Here is a 13,286-nt window from a genome sequence, read left to right on the forward strand (position 1 = left end):
TTAGCGTCCTTGTTGATCCGGATTCAGATGACGGGCCAGCGCCCGCGAACAGGCTGACAGCGTCAGGGTTAACAGCAAATAGAGGGCAGCCACGGTAAACCACACCTCAAAGGTCAGAAACGTATCGGCAACCAGAGTACGCCCTTCGTTGGTCAGATCGACGATGGCGATCACACTCACCAGCGCCGAATGTTTGATAAGGGAGACCAGCTCGTTGGTCAGTGGCGGCAAGGTGATGCGCACCAGCTGGGGCAGGATCACCTTGCGCAGGGTGATGGCCCGTGACAAGCCAAGCGACTGGGCCGCCTCCCACTGCCCTTTGGGAATGGCCTGTACACCTGCACGCAGCACTTCGGCGGTGAAGGCCCCCTGATAGAGGGAGAGGCTCAACACGGCGCAGGCAAGGGGGGCCAATCCCAGCATGGGGCCCAGCAAGAAATAGAGAATATAGAGCTGCACCAACTGGGGCGTGGTGCGCACCAGCGCCAGATAGGCGATGGCGAGCCAGGGGCCGAGCCTGGAGGGGAGCAGCCGCAGGCTAACCACGCACAGACCGACCGCCATCGTGCCCAACAGACTGAGCAGCGCCACCTGCAAAGTGACCAGCAGGCCGTTTAGCAAGGGGCCGGCATAAAAAGTTCCCTCATCCCATTCGCCGAGAAAGGGCAACACCCGTGGCCACTGCCACTCATAGCCCATCTGGCGAGCGCCACTATAGAGCGCCCAGCCCAGTAGCGCAGAGAGCATCACAGTGCCTGACAACCAGCCGAGCAGGCGGGGGCGTTTGAGCCTAGCCATGATAGCTGAGCACCTGTTCGAGGAAGGCCCGGGTACGTGGGTGCCGGGGGGCGTTGAACAGTTGGGCGGGCGGGGCCGACTCGATAATCTTCCCTTCATCCATAAAGAGCACCCGATCCGCCACCTGACGGGCAAAGCCCATCTCGTGGGTGACGCAGATCAGGGTCATCCCCTCGTCAGCCAGCTCGCGGATCACATCGAGCACTTCGCGGATCATCTCGGGGTCGAGGGCGGAGGTGGGCTCGTCAAACAGCATCAGCTCGGGTTGCATGCAGAGGGAGCGGGCGATGGCGACCCGCTGCTGCTGGCCGCCGGAGAGCTGGTGGGGGTACTTGTCGGCCTGTGCCTGAATGCGCACCCGCTCGAGCAGCCCGAGCGCCCAGGCTTTGGCCTCCTGAGGGCGCAACCCCAGGGTATGCACCGGCGCCACCATCAGGTTTTCCAGCACTGTCATATGGGGGAAGAGGTTGAACTGCTGAAACACCATGCCAACCCGACCTTGCAGGCGACGCAAGTAGGCGGGGGTTACCGGCTCGCCAAACAGGAACAGCTGGCCGCCGTCGATCCCCTCCAGCCCGTTGATGGTGCGGATCAGGGTCGATTTTCCCGAGCCTGACGGGCCACAGATGACCCACTTCTCTCCCCGTTCAATGGTGAGATCGATGTGATGAAGAGCCTGAAAGTCGCCATAGAATTTGTCGACGCCACAAAAGCGCACACAGGGTTGCGAGCTGGTCAAGAAGCGGGTCCCACTGAGAATCATTTACGCCATGGTATTGATTTTATAGGGGGATGACAAAGAAAACCCCCTTGTCAGCATCCTGATGGCTATTCACAATGGCGCCATTTCGTGATGACAGGAGCTTTTCATGCGTATTACATCCTTGCTTGCCGGTTCCCAGGTGCAGCTGTTGATGCCGCCAGCGGTTCGCTATCGCTGCGTCATTTTTCTGCTGTTGCTGGTGAGTTGGGGCGTGGTGGCGGCCTCCTTGTGGGATGGCTGGGGCGCCATGGCGCTGCTCAACTGGGTGGGCGTGCTCTTTGGTGGCATCACCGGGATCATGGTGTCGCTGCCCCGCAGCTGGCAGCCCTGGCGCCTGGCGGAGCTGGGGTGGGACGAACAGCATATCTATTTGCTCAATGGCAACAAGGATGAGGCGCTGGCGCTGCCCCGCAGCACGCTGGTGGCGCTTGAACGGGAGCGGCGAGTGGGCCACGACGGCCAGTGGCTCGACTTCAGCCTCGATCTGCAACTGAGTGAAGAGGAGCTGGCGGCGGCTATGGCCTTGCTGGATCTCAAGGCGGGGGAGCTGCATCTGGTGAGCCCGTCTGTCTATCGCTTCGGCTTTAAACGGGCCTGGCACGGTCGCCGGATGCTGGCGCAACGGTTGTCAGATCTGCAATCGGCCTGAGTCGACTATTTTCTCGACAATTCCCGGCAAAGCTCAGATACTGCCAGTGACTCGAATTGATCTTGTCTGCACTGTTAACCCAAGAGATCAATCACTTGACGACAGTGTGGAGAAGGCCACGGCATGAAGCCATGGCAGGTCCGGCATAGGGGTTGTGCCCTTACCGTTATGCTGGGAATTGCATAGAGAAGGCACCTTGAATCGAGAGTGGATGGCATGAAGATTTACGTAGGAAATCTGTCGTACCGGATGACGGCCGACGAACTGAAAACCCTGTTCAGCCAGTTTGGACAGGTCGACAAGGTTGATATCATCATCGACCGCGATACCGGCCAGTCAAAGGGGTTTGGTTTTATTGAAATGCCGGTCAATGGTGATGCCGAAAAGGCTATCGCTGGTCTGCATGGCACAGAAGTCGGTGGCCGTACCATCACCGTCAACCAGGCCAAACCGAAGACAGATGCTCCCCGTGGTCGCCCGCAACAGCGCCACCGCTAAGGTACCTCGGCAATAAAAAACGGCATGGGTTTCCCCCATGCCGTTTTTGTTTCTGGACGTTTTGCTGTTATCAGGGGACGTCGTAACCGAGCGCCGCCTTGCGGATGCGGAACCACTGCTGGCGATTGAGGGCGATGGATTCGGCGGCCACGGCGGCAGCAATCCGCTCCCGCTTGCCGGAGCCAATCAATGGCAGCGGCTGGCTTGGCAGCATCATTACCCAGGCGTAGACCACCTGCTCGATAGTCTGGGCGCCCACTTCCTGACGGATCTGCTCCAGTTCGGCACGCAGCGGGGCATAGGCGTCATCGCTGAACAGTCGGCCGCCGCCGAGACATGACCAGGCCATCGGCTTGATGCCAAGCTGCTGGCACTGATCCAGGGTACCATCGAGGGTCCCTTCCTGATGAAGCGGCGAGATCTCCAGCTGGTTGGTGACCAGCGGGAAGGGGAGGCGCGATTGCAGTAGCTCGAACTGACGGGCGGTGAAGTTGGATACCCCGGCGTGCTTGATCTTGCCCGCCTGTTTCAGGGTGATAAAGGCATCGGCCACTTCATCTGCGTTCATCAGGGGATCCGGGCGGTGGATCAGCAGCAGGTCCAGATGGTCGGTGCCGAGCTTGCGCAGCGAGGCCTCGGCGCTGGCGATGATATGGTCCTTGCCGGTGTTGTAGTGGTTGAGAGCATGCTCCGGCTTGGCGGTAAGGGCGATACCGCACTTGGTGACAATCTCCATCCGGCTGCGCAGGGAAGGCTCGAGGCGCAGGGCGTGACCAAAGGCCTCTTCGCACTGGTAGCCACCATAGATATCGGCGTGATCGATGGTGGTGACCCCCAGATCCAGATGATATTTCATCAGATCGAGCAGAGCGGCCGGAGAGAGCTGCCACTCCATCAGGCGCCAGTAACCCATGATGAGGCGAGAGAAGGTGGGGCCTTGCGGATGCAGGGCGACACGGGATACAGACATGGTTGACTCCTTGAAAAACACGATACGAAAACGATGTGCAACATAGATGACTGCGGGCATCTTGGCCTCATGTGGCTGGCAAAGCAATAATGGGCAGTGGCATGATTCGAACTTTGGTTCTGACCGCAGAGTAGGAGAGAGAGTTGGATGGAAGGATTTGCCGAGCGCTTGCAGAGCCTGATCGGGGAGATGAGCGTGAGCGCGTTTGCCCGCAAGGTGGGGCTCAGTGAAGCGCTGATCCGCAAATATTTGAAGGGAGCCGAGCCTGGCCTGGCGCGGGCCAACCAGATCGCCATGGGGGCCAACTGCTCGCTGGAGTGGCTGGCAACCGGCTGCGGTTATCTCTACCGTCAGGCGGAAGTGGTAGACAGGGAGGCGCTGGCAGCGGCGCAGCTACTGCTGGGCGAGCAGCAACCCGGGGTGGGGCTGCCCGATGAGGAGGCACTGGTCACCCTGCTCGCCTATTACCAGTTTTTGCGCACCCACAAGAAAGCGGACGGTTTTCTCGATTTGGCGCTGGCGCGGGAGTTTGGTCGCCATCTGGGGGAAGCGTGATGAGGGGCATATTACCCTTTGGTCGTGTCACGGCCGGTTGATTATTCTGATACGCTCTAAGCAAGATAACTCTCCATGGAATGGGCGATGAGCTACTTGATCCTCGGAAGCGGTGCGCTGGGCTCGGCGCTGGCAAGAGAGCTGATGGCAAGGGGGGAGTCCTTCCTTCTGGCCGGGCGCACCTATCCAAAAGGGATCGAGATGGGGGCTTTCTTCCCGCTGCAAGAGGTGGACGCCATCTCGTTCGACGCCCTGTTTACCCTCTACGACACCGATCCGCTTCCCACTGTGGTGATCAACACCATCGGCCTGTTGCACGATGTCAGCTTTATGCCAGAGCGGCGGGTCGAAGAGGTGCACCCCAAGTGGCTGTGTGACAGCCTGCTGGCCAATGCCTGGCCAACACTGGCGCTGGCTGCCCGTTTCAGTCGGTTGATGGGCAATGACCACCCGCTGTGGCTCTGTGCCATCTCCGATCTGGCGGGCTCCATCACCTCCAATCTGGAGGGGGGACGTTACAGCTACCGGATGAGCAAGGCGGCCCTCGACATGGGGGTGAAAACTCTGGCCCTTGAGTGGGCGCAGCGTTTCCCGCAAGCAGGGGTGGTGGCGGTGGCGCCCGGCTTGATGGACTCCCCGATGAACGCTCCCTTTCTGAGCGAGTTGCCTTTGGAACAATTACAGGATCCTGCCGAGGTGGCGGTGAAACTGCTCAATCTCATCAAGGGGTTATCGTTGACCCAATCGGGCCAGCTACTGGATCTTAACGGTCAGCCGCTGCCTTGGTAAATCCTGCCTGCGGGTTCTATGGACGTCTATTGGCTTCACATTCTGCTCATGCGCCCCTTGCCAAGCGAGGGGCGCATGGCTAACGTCACTCTCCTGTTTCAGGAGGGATCTCATGCGCTATATCGATTTACGAAGTGACACCGTCACCCAGCCTACTGACGCCATGCGTCAAGCCATGCTCCACGCCGCAGTCGGTGACGATGTCTATGGTGAAGATCCGGGCGTCAACGCGCTGGAGGCCTTTGGGGCCAGATTGCTGGGTAAACAGGCGGCGCTGTTTGTGCCGTCTGGCACCATGTCCAATCTGTTGGCGGTGATGAGCCACTGTCAGCGCGGTGAGGGGGCCATCCTCGGCAACGCCGCTCACATTTATCGCTATGAAGCGCAGGGGAGTGCCGTGCTGGGCTCCGTAGCCCTGCAACCCTTGCCGATGCAACGCGATGGCACGCTGGCATTCGATGATATCAAGGCTGCGCTGGCCCCTGATGATGCCCACTTCGTCCAGACTCGCCTGATCTGCCTTGAGAACACCCACAACGGCAAGGTGCTTCCGCTCTCCTATCTGCAAGAGATGAGCGCATTCGTTGCTGAGCGCGGCTTGAAGCTTCATCTCGATGGCGCCCGGCTCTTTAACGCCGCAGTGGCCAGCGAGACCCCGGTCGAGGTGATCGCCGCACCGTTTGATAGCATCTCGATTTGTCTCTCCAAGGGGTTGGGCGCACCGGTGGGCTCGCTGCTGGTGGGCAGTCACGACTTCATCGCCCGTGCGCGCCGCCTGCGCAAGATGCTGGGTGGCGGCATGCGCCAGGCGGGCATTCTGGCGCAAGCCGGTCTGTTTGCCCTCGAGCAGCATGTGACCCGCCTGGCCGATGATCACCGCCGTGCCAAACGGCTGGCCGAAGGGTTGGCTGCACTGCCGGGCATCGAGCTCGACCTCTCGCTGGTGCAGAGCAACATGGTGTTCCTGCGGCTGCATGAGGGGGAATCGGCCCCTCTGCTCGCTTTTATGAAGGAGCGGGGGATCCTCTTCTCCGGTTACGGCGAGCTGCGGCTGGTGACCCATCTGCAAATCAACGATGACGATATTGAAGAGGTGATCGACGCCTTCACCGAGTATCTCGGTGCGCGTTGAGACGGTTGGTCAGGTAGAGGTTATACCAAGACCTGTTCATACCGAGATAACAGAGGGCGCCGCGGCGCCCTCTGTTATTTGCTGCAAGCTCAAGCCTGCCGCTGGCCGCTCATCAGCATGGCCTCATCGGTGGCATCGTAGATCATCACCGCGATATGGGTTACCTGACCGCCGAAATCGGCCAGTGGCACCAGGGTCAGGTTCTGGAACATATGGGGTGCCGAGCCGGTAATGGGGCGATAGTTGGAGAAACGTAGCAGATAGGGCTTCTGCTCCCAGGTGCTGAAGGCGCGGTTGTTGAGCTTGAAGACCATGTTGGCCTTGCGCTCGAACCAGGCTCTGTCCACATCGGGGAAGAGCTCGAACAGTACGCCATCGCGCACGTCACTGGCCAGTCGGCCGCTGTGGCTCTCCATAAAGCCGTTCCACACCTGAACCTTGTACTCCTTGTCGAGCACCACCAAGCCTACGTCCAGGTTCTGGACTATGTTCATCAACCAATGAAATTCACGGATTTCCATAGTCACTCCTAGAGCATGTGCATGATTTTGTTGTTCATGGTGGCGATGGAATCTTCGGTAAACAGCAGCAGCAGATCACACTGCACCGCGTAATCCTGGATCCGGTAGTTGATCTCGATGGCGAGCGTGCGGCGCCAGCGACTCTTGTTGGTGTTGATCAGCTCGTTGATGGGTCTGTGCTGGCCGAGCACCACCGGGTGCCCCTGACTGAAGGGGGTGTCGAGCTGGTTGGCGTAGCCGCGCAGGAAGGCGCCGATCAGCACGTTGGCGGTATCCATCAACAGCTCCAGTTCGGCGGTGCGATCCAGCGTCCCCTGATGGTTCATCAGCTTGGCCAAATCTTTGAAGCTGGAGTCATGGAACAGGATCAGCGCTTCACCGGCGATCCCCGCTCCGATAAACCCCTGACAGACGGCGGAGAGGGTATCCGAATCCGCAGCCGCTGAGAGGGCCATGTGCAGCTCGGAGACCTCCAGCACGTTGACGTTGGGGATAGGCAGTACCACGAAGGCGTTGAGCAGACGAGCCAGCAAGTCGGCTGCCTGACCCATGGAGACGTTGGCCAGCTCCTGATAGACATCGCGGATTTCGGGGGTGATCTTGACGCCTGCATCGGCTACTACACCGCTTGTCAGCTGCTCGGGGGCGCTTGGTTGACCGCTCGGGGCGGCACTCCAGAAATCATGCTTTTTGAGCAGGGCGAGCAGGGTCTCGGGGGCGGCGGGTTTCTTGATGAAATCGAGCGCCCCCAGCCCCATGACCCGTTGATAGGCCTCTGGTTGGATATCCCCGGAGACCACGATCACCTTGTTGCGCAGACCCTCCCGTTGGAGGGTCTCCAGCACGCCGTAACCGTCCATTTCCGGCATGGTCAGATCGAGGAAGATGAGATCGCCATGACCCATCAGCACCTGTTCGATCCCTTCGAGACCATTGGCTGCGTAGTGCAAATTGACTTTCCAGTCGGCCGGGAGCGCCCGCGCCAGCTGTTTGCGGGCGAACCCGGAGTCATCACATATCAATACATTCATGGCGTCAGGCAGGCTCTGTTGGCAAGGGATGCTATAAGTGTGGCCCGCTAACGGTCAGATGCAATGGGTGAGGCTATCACCTTGTGAAAATTGGTTGTCCCACTGCCGATTGCGATAGCGTGCTGAGTATTTTTCAACAAATTCAACGAACATCTTAACACGCAACGGAGCGAACTGGTGCTGGCAACACAACATGTAGAAGGGTCGATTGCCGGTTTGCCAGTCGGTCAGTACCGGCACCAGCTGCTCGTCATGGAGGAAGCTGCTCAGATAGTGCAGCGGGGCATTGACGATCCCCAGATGACGCCGGGCTGCACGTACCGCGGCCTGGGTCTGGTTGACGGTCAGTTTGGCGCTGCGTTTGATGCAGACGCTCTGGCCATCCTTGTCGGTCAGCTGCCAGTGCTGGTGAGGCCAGCAGTAGATGAGATCATGCTCTTCCAGCTGGTTGGGATGGGAGGGAGTGCCCTTCTTGGTTAAATAGAGTGGTGAGGCAAACAGGCCGTACTCGATATGGCCGAGACAGATCGCATTGGGCAGCGACTGGGGCAGCTCACCGTTGAAGAACACCAGATCCCGATCATTGTCGAACAGGTGCTGGTGATCATTGGTCTGGGTGATATCGAACTGTACCTCGGGATAGTGCAGCCCGAATTCGGCCAGCATATCGATGAGGATGGTGTTGGAGAGTGCGATGGGCGCAGCTATCCGGATAAGCCCGGTGATATCGGCCTCTTGACCCTGGATCTCGCTGGTGGCCTGCTCGATTTGCGCGAGTGGCGTGCAGAGACGTTCGTAGTATCTGAGGCCATCATCGGTAAGGCGGAGCTTGCGGGTAGAGCGATGTAGCAGGGAGCAACCCAGTTGCTCTTCCAGCTGGGAAATGCGTCGACTGATGGTGCCTGTTGGCATGCCCAGTGCGGCTGCAGCGTGGGAGAATCCTCCCTCTTGCACCACCTTGACGAACAGGTAGAACTCTTCGATGTGCTTCATAAACGCTGTTCTGGGTGTAACAAGGGGGCAACCATAAAAAGAGCGTTCCGGGTTGGCAAGGTTAATTCAGCGTTTAATTGATCTGGATTCGATTTCTGTTGATACCAGTTCTCCACCCGCCCGTCATCTCAGTTTCCCCGAGCTGGTGATTATTCCGGCACGATGCCAAATGGTACTGCGGCAGTGATGTTTGCCATATACCCTGATTTGTTCCGCTATAACCGCAGGCGAAGGCCGATATTGCAACCTGATGGAAGGACGCAGGGTTGCTCTGCGTGCTCAGCCGGGGCAGTTTTCCATCCCCAGTCAATGTGATGCAGATCATATATTCGGGTTTTGCTCATTGCCTGTTGAAAAATGAATTTGGGGTATATCAATTCCGCCGTAGTGAACTATTTTTGTCCGATTTGGCGTTTTTTTGGCTGTTTATCCATCCGCTTGGTTAATTAATGGAAGCTTTGTGACAGAGAGTGATGACTATTTCCACCATTGATTTAAATGTTAATAACAAATTTATCGCAGCAAATATGCAATTGCTCTTTCAAGGTCTCGAGTGGATAGCTCTTAGTGCTTGTTTTTACTGGGGAAAAAAGTTAAAAATCGACTATATGATTTGCCTGGATTAACAGGGTCCTTGGCTGAGTCCTTTGTAGTATTGCCGTACAGGCTGCCCTGTTGTTGATATCTGAAATAGTTTTGTCCGCTCTTGGCTATGTGAAAAGGGATAATGGCCGAGAGGTATTTGCACCTTGCATTCTGCAGCTAGCGGTTTGCCAGATCTGTTTTCCGGTTAACCAGTGACCATCCAGCATGAATGACCTTGACCAGATGAATACGCTTGACGAACGGTTACTGAAGACGATGGATGTTCTGCATACCCCGATCTGGGTTTATGACATCGAGCATCACCATATTTTCTGGGCAAACAGCGCCGCGCTCTCCGTGTGGGAGGCGACGTCTCTCGACGAACTCTGCTCCCGCGACTTCTCTGCCGATATGGCAACCGCCATCGATCTGCTGCTGCAGCGCTATCTGGGTGATTTTCAGCAGGGGCGCAGTTACAACGAGTGGTGGACCCTCTCCCCAAAGGGGGTCAAGAAGCAGATCTATCTGCGCCTCTCCGGTATTCAACTGGCTGGCCGGCTGATGATGATGACCGAAGCGGTGCTCGACTCCGATACCCTCTATCAGGAGTCCTCGCTGGCAACGGGCGATACCCTTGCCTGCCTGTTCGATAGCCATGGTGTGTTCGAGAGTGGCAACTATCACTTCGAAATGTGTTTCGGCCACCAGATCGCCAAGCTCTCCCAGGTTTTCTCCGGCAATGATGACAGCTTCTACCAGAAGCTCTCCCGTCTCGATGAAGTGGTGACCGAGGGGGAGTGCCGTACCCTCAAGGGGATGCGCTGGTTCCAGTATCAGTTCCGCTATATCCAGCAGGGGGCCCGCATTCTGCTCACCATGCGGGATATTACCGATCGCAAGCTCGAGGAGCTGGAGCATCGCCACCTCGCCTGGCACGACTCCCTGACCGGCCTGCTCAATCGGTATGGCTTGATGAAATCCCTTGAGGCCTATTGCGGGCTGGGGGAGCGTTTCGCGCTGGTGTTCATGGATTTGGACAACTTCAAGCTGGTCAACGACAACTACGGCCACAAGGCGGGAGATCGCCTGCTGGAGCGGGTCGCCGGTCGCCTCAAACAGATTTGCCCGCGGGATGTGGAGCTGGCTCGCCTCGGTGGTGATGAATTCACAGCACTGGTGCCGTTGGGCAATCAGGGGGATCGAGCACAAGAGGTGGCCGATCAGATGCTCTCCCAGATGACCAAGCCGCTGCAACTGAGCGGGCTGCCGGAGGTGACCATCGGTGGCAGTATCGGTATCGCCATCTATCCCGATGATGCGGATGACGGGGACAACCTTATCACCCGTGCCGACATGGCCATGTATCAGGCCAAGCAGATGGGACGGCTGCGCTGGCAGCGTTTCACCCCCAGCATGCAACAGACCCTGCAGCGCAAGCTCAATCTCAAACAGTTTCTGGCCAAGGCCATCGGCCGTCAGGAGCTGAGCCTCTGTTACCAGCCGCAGGTCGATGCCGCCAAACGACGTCTGATCGGTTACGAGGCACTGCTGCGCTGGTACAACCCGGTGCTCGGCCATGTCTCGCCGGTGGAATTTATCCCGCTTGCCGAAGAGATGGGGCTGATCCGCGAGATCGGCAGCTGGGTGCTTTCCACTGCGCTGGCACAAGTCGCCAGCTGGCAGAAGCGCTTCCATCAGCGGGTGCCGGTCTCAGTCAACCTCTCCGGTTTCCAGCTCTCGTCGGCGCTGCCCGGGCAAGTTCGCCAGCAGCTGGAGCTGCACGGGGTGGATGCCTCCCTGTTGACGCTGGAGCTGACCGAAACCGTGTTGATGCTCGATATGAAGGGGTGTCTCGGCATTCTCGATGATTTGAGCGAGCAGGGGATCAAGATTGCCATCGATGATTTCGGTACCGGCTACTCCTCGCTGGCCTATCTCAACCGGTTGCCGATCAACAACATCAAGCTGGATCGCTCCTTCGTGGTCGGCCTCAACTTGCCGGTGATCCGGGCGACTGCAGCCATGGCCACCAATCTGGGGTTGGGGATCATGGCGGAAGGAGTGGAGGAGCCCCACGAGCTGGCCGCACTGCAGACCCAGGGGTGCCATGTGTTCCAAGGATATCTGTTCAGCAAGCCGCTGACTGTGGCGCAAGTCGAGGCGAGCGGTTTTGTGGTTGAGTGCCAGGTTGGGCGTTATCCACTGCTAGATGCCGTAATGGCAGAGTAACAAGTGTGCGTTAGGCCGCAACTTGGGATTTTATTCCGCAATATTTAATCAAAATTAATCATTCTTTTGCGATCGGTCATGAGACGGATTGGCTGGAATTGCTAGCATGCGACCTCGTTTCTAGGGAAAGGAGTATCGCAATAATGAGTCATGCTGCTGTCAATGACCGTCCGGCCAGCCCTCCCAAAGGTTGGCTGAACCGTTTCCTCAATGGCGTCGAGAAAGCCGGGAACAAATTACCCGACCCCGCCATGCTGTTCCTCTATGCCTTGCTGATCGTCTGGGTCGGATCCTGGGTGTTGTCACAATTCCAGTTTGATCTGGTCAATCCCCGTACCGGGGAGGCGGTAGTGGTCAACAACCTGCTGACCGGTGCCGGCCTGGCCGAGTTTCTCTCCACCATGGTGACCACTTTCACCGGCTTTGCCCCGCTGGGGATCGTGCTGGTGGCCATGCTCGGGGTCGGGGTGGCCGAGCAGTCCGGTTTTATCAATACCGGTCTGAAAAAGTTGCTGAAAGTGACGCCTGCCCGTTTTCTCACTCCCATGCTGATCCTGGTAGCGATCGTCAGCCACACCGCCGCAGATGCGGGTTATGTGCTGGTGATCCCCATCGGTGGCATCATCTTCCACGCTGCCGGACGCCATCCGCTGGCGGGGATCGCCGCTGCCTTTGCCGGTGTCTCCGGCGGTTTTGCCGCCAACTTCCTGCCCTCCGGCGGGGATGCGCTGCTGCAGGGCTTTACCCAGTCCGCCGCTCAGTTGCTCGATCCTGACTACATGGTCAACACCCTGTGCAACATCATCTTTACCGGTGCCTCTTCGTTGCTGATCATCTGCGTCGGCTGGTTCGTCACCGAAAAGGTGGTGGAGCCGCGCCTCAAGCATGTGGCGCTCAACGAGGATCTGGAGAGTGCCGACGAGATGGGGCGCTACAGCGCGCAAGAGAGCCGGGCCTTCAACTGGGCCGGGTTTGCCATGCTGGCGGCTATCGTGCTGCTGGCGCTGGCGCTCTCCCCGAGCGATTCACCGCTGCGTGCTGCCGATGGCTCCCTGACCACCTTCGCCGCGCCGGTGATGAAGTCCATAGTGCCGCTCATCTTCCTGCTTTTTATCCTGCCCGGGATTGTCTACGGCTTTGTCGCAGGTAGCTTCAAGAGTGGCAAGGATGTGATCGATGCCATGTCGGCCACCATGAACAAGATGGGCTCCTACATGGTGATGGCCTTCTTCTGCGCGCTCTTTATCAAGGCGTTTGGTGACTCCAACCTGGGCACCCTGCTGGCCCTCTCCGGTGCCGAAGTGCTCCATGCGCTGGCGCTGCCCGGTGAAGTGACCATCGTCGGGATGATCCTGCTCACCGCCACCGTCAATCTGGTAGTCGGCTCGGCCTCCGCCAAGTGGGCGCTGATCAGCCCGATCCTGGTACCCATGCTGATGGCGGTGGGGATCTCCCCCGAGCTGACCCAGGCGGCCTATCGGGTCGGGGATTCTGCTTCCAACATCATCACCCCGCTGATGGTCTTCTTCCCGCTGGTGGTGGTCTATTGCCAGCAGTATGTGAAGAGCACCGGGATCGGTACCCTGGTCTCCATGATGCTGCCCTACTCGCTGGCCTTCCTGGTGAGCTGGACGATTTTCCTGCTGCTCTACTGGGCGCTCGGCTTCCCGCTCGGGTTGCAAGCCCCTTACGTCTATCCGGCCCCTTAAGCTGGGTGTGCGAGGGAGCCTTGGGCTCCCTCGTTTTTTTCGCTATGGTGTTACCTCATTTTGG

General features: G+C 58.5%; 13 protein-coding genes. 7 read left to right on the top strand and 6 right to left on the bottom strand.

Annotated features, from left to right (window positions below; genetic code table 11):
• Together ACB035_RS18010 and ACB035_RS18015 are read right to left on the bottom strand one after the other, a co-directional pair.
• Complete coding sequence (locus ACB035_RS18010; RefSeq protein WP_371167843.1) at positions 1–798, bottom strand: amino acid ABC transporter permease; 798 nt, start codon at positions 796–798, stop codon at positions 1–3.
• On the bottom strand, positions 791–1,561 hold the full coding sequence (locus ACB035_RS18015; RefSeq protein ID WP_371167844.1) for an amino acid ABC transporter ATP-binding protein: 771 nt from the start codon (positions 1,559–1,561) through the stop codon (positions 791–793). Before ACB035_RS18015 ends, ACB035_RS18010 begins: the two co-directional genes overlap by 8 nt.
• A 106-nt stretch (positions 1,562–1,667) precedes the next feature.
• Here ACB035_RS18015 and ACB035_RS18020 point away from each other — a divergent pair, with 106 nt between their 5' ends.
• Both ACB035_RS18020 and ACB035_RS18025 read left to right on the top strand, forming a co-directional pair.
• Positions 1,668–2,210 carry a hypothetical protein gene (locus ACB035_RS18020; protein WP_371167845.1) on the top strand — a complete coding sequence of 181 codons (543 nt, stop codon included), beginning with the start codon at positions 1,668–1,670 and terminating at the stop codon, positions 2,208–2,210.
• 216 nt (positions 2,211–2,426) lie between these two features.
• Positions 2,427–2,708: an RNA-binding protein gene (locus ACB035_RS18025; protein WP_005337180.1), complete on the top strand. Its 282-nt coding sequence runs from the start codon at positions 2,427–2,429 to the stop codon at positions 2,706–2,708.
• 70 nt (positions 2,709–2,778) lie between these two features.
• On the opposite strand, the gene ACB035_RS18030 is transcribed toward ACB035_RS18025, so the two are convergent.
• Positions 2,779–3,678 carry an aldo/keto reductase family oxidoreductase gene (locus tag ACB035_RS18030; protein WP_139411973.1) on the bottom strand — a complete coding sequence of 300 codons (900 nt, stop codon included), beginning with the start codon at positions 3,676–3,678 and terminating at the stop codon, positions 2,779–2,781.
• 147 nt (positions 3,679–3,825) lie between these two features.
• On the opposite strand from ACB035_RS18030, the gene ACB035_RS18035 reads away from it, so the two are divergent.
• The 3 genes from ACB035_RS18035 to ltaE all read left to right on the top strand — a co-directional run bounded on the left by ACB035_RS18035 (position 3,826) and on the right by ltaE (position 6,154).
• The gene (locus ACB035_RS18035) at positions 3,826–4,233 is read left to right on the top strand and encodes a helix-turn-helix transcriptional regulator (protein WP_005351138.1); all 408 of its coding nucleotides are present in this window, start codon (positions 3,826–3,828) and stop codon (positions 4,231–4,233) included.
• Positions 4,234–4,320: 87 nt separating this feature from the next.
• Positions 4,321–5,022 carry a short-chain dehydrogenase gene (locus ACB035_RS18040; protein ID WP_201998302.1) on the top strand — a complete coding sequence of 234 codons (702 nt, stop codon included), beginning with the start codon at positions 4,321–4,323 and terminating at the stop codon, positions 5,020–5,022.
• 112 nt (positions 5,023–5,134) lie between these two features.
• Positions 5,135–6,154, top strand: coding sequence for a low-specificity L-threonine aldolase (gene ltaE / locus ACB035_RS18045; protein WP_371167846.1), 1,020 nt, complete (start codon positions 5,135–5,137; stop codon positions 6,152–6,154).
• An 89-nt stretch (positions 6,155–6,243) separates the two neighbouring features.
• Here the strand turns inward: ltaE and ACB035_RS18050 are convergent, their stop codons facing one another.
• The 3 genes from ACB035_RS18050 to ACB035_RS18060 are packed head-to-tail and all read right to left on the bottom strand — an operon-like array spanning position 6,244 to position 8,699.
• A complete protein-coding gene (locus tag ACB035_RS18050) occupies positions 6,244–6,675 on the bottom strand; it encodes a PAS domain-containing protein (RefSeq protein WP_005337175.1) in 432 nt (143 codons plus the stop codon).
• A gap of 8 nt (positions 6,676–6,683) precedes the next feature.
• Positions 6,684–7,706, bottom strand: a complete 1,023-nt coding sequence (locus tag ACB035_RS18055; RefSeq protein WP_069527967.1) for a response regulator — start codon at positions 7,704–7,706, stop codon at positions 6,684–6,686.
• 54 nt (positions 7,707–7,760) lie between these two features.
• A complete protein-coding gene (locus ACB035_RS18060) occupies positions 7,761–8,699 on the bottom strand; it encodes a LysR family transcriptional regulator (RefSeq protein WP_005337171.1) in 939 nt (312 codons plus the stop codon).
• 861 nt (positions 8,700–9,560) lie between these two features.
• On the opposite strand from ACB035_RS18060, the gene ACB035_RS18065 reads away from it, so the two are divergent.
• Both ACB035_RS18065 and ACB035_RS18070 read left to right on the top strand, forming a co-directional pair.
• Positions 9,561–11,513: a bifunctional diguanylate cyclase/phosphodiesterase gene (locus tag ACB035_RS18065; protein ID WP_013723827.1), complete on the top strand. Its 1,953-nt coding sequence runs from the start codon at positions 9,561–9,563 to the stop codon at positions 11,511–11,513.
• A gap of 143 nt (positions 11,514–11,656) precedes the next feature.
• Positions 11,657–13,222 (top strand): AbgT family transporter, encoded by a 1,566-nt coding sequence (locus tag ACB035_RS18070; RefSeq protein ID WP_040069319.1) that lies wholly within the window; start codon positions 11,657–11,659, stop codon positions 13,220–13,222.
• The last annotated feature ends 64 nt before the right edge of the window (positions 13,223–13,286 follow it).

Source organism: Aeromonas sp. S12(2024), assembly GCF_041402305.1.
In the GTDB taxonomy this organism is placed as follows: Bacteria; Pseudomonadota; Gammaproteobacteria; order Enterobacterales; family Aeromonadaceae; genus Aeromonas; species Aeromonas veronii.

Coding starts and splice junctions, on each gene's coding strand:
- ACB035_RS18040 (WP_201998302.1), top strand. CDS start 4,321: ATGAGCTACTTGATCCTCGGAAGCGGTGCGCTGGGCTCGGCGCTGGCA.
- ACB035_RS18010 (WP_371167843.1), bottom strand. CDS start 798: ATGGCTAGGCTCAAACGCCCCCGCCTGCTCGGCTGGTTGTCAGGCACT.
- ACB035_RS18070 (WP_040069319.1), top strand. CDS start 11,657: ATGAGTCATGCTGCTGTCAATGACCGTCCGGCCAGCCCTCCCAAAGGT.
- ACB035_RS18015 (WP_371167844.1), bottom strand. CDS start 1,561: ATGATTCTCAGTGGGACCCGCTTCTTGACCAGCTCGCAACCCTGTGTG.
- ACB035_RS18030 (WP_139411973.1), bottom strand. CDS start 3,678: ATGTCTGTATCCCGTGTCGCCCTGCATCCGCAAGGCCCCACCTTCTCT.
- ACB035_RS18020 (WP_371167845.1), top strand. CDS start 1,668: ATGCGTATTACATCCTTGCTTGCCGGTTCCCAGGTGCAGCTGTTGATG.
- ACB035_RS18060 (WP_005337171.1), bottom strand. CDS start 8,699: ATGAAGCACATCGAAGAGTTCTACCTGTTCGTCAAGGTGGTGCAAGAG.
- ACB035_RS18025 (WP_005337180.1), top strand. CDS start 2,427: ATGAAGATTTACGTAGGAAATCTGTCGTACCGGATGACGGCCGACGAA.
- ACB035_RS18065 (WP_013723827.1), top strand. CDS start 9,561: ATGGATGTTCTGCATACCCCGATCTGGGTTTATGACATCGAGCATCAC.
- ACB035_RS18050 (WP_005337175.1), bottom strand. CDS start 6,675: ATGGAAATCCGTGAATTTCATTGGTTGATGAACATAGTCCAGAACCTG.
- ACB035_RS18035 (WP_005351138.1), top strand. CDS start 3,826: ATGGAAGGATTTGCCGAGCGCTTGCAGAGCCTGATCGGGGAGATGAGC.
- ltaE (WP_371167846.1), top strand. CDS start 5,135: ATGCGCTATATCGATTTACGAAGTGACACCGTCACCCAGCCTACTGAC.
- ACB035_RS18055 (WP_069527967.1), bottom strand. CDS start 7,706: ATGAATGTATTGATATGTGATGACTCCGGGTTCGCCCGCAAACAGCTG.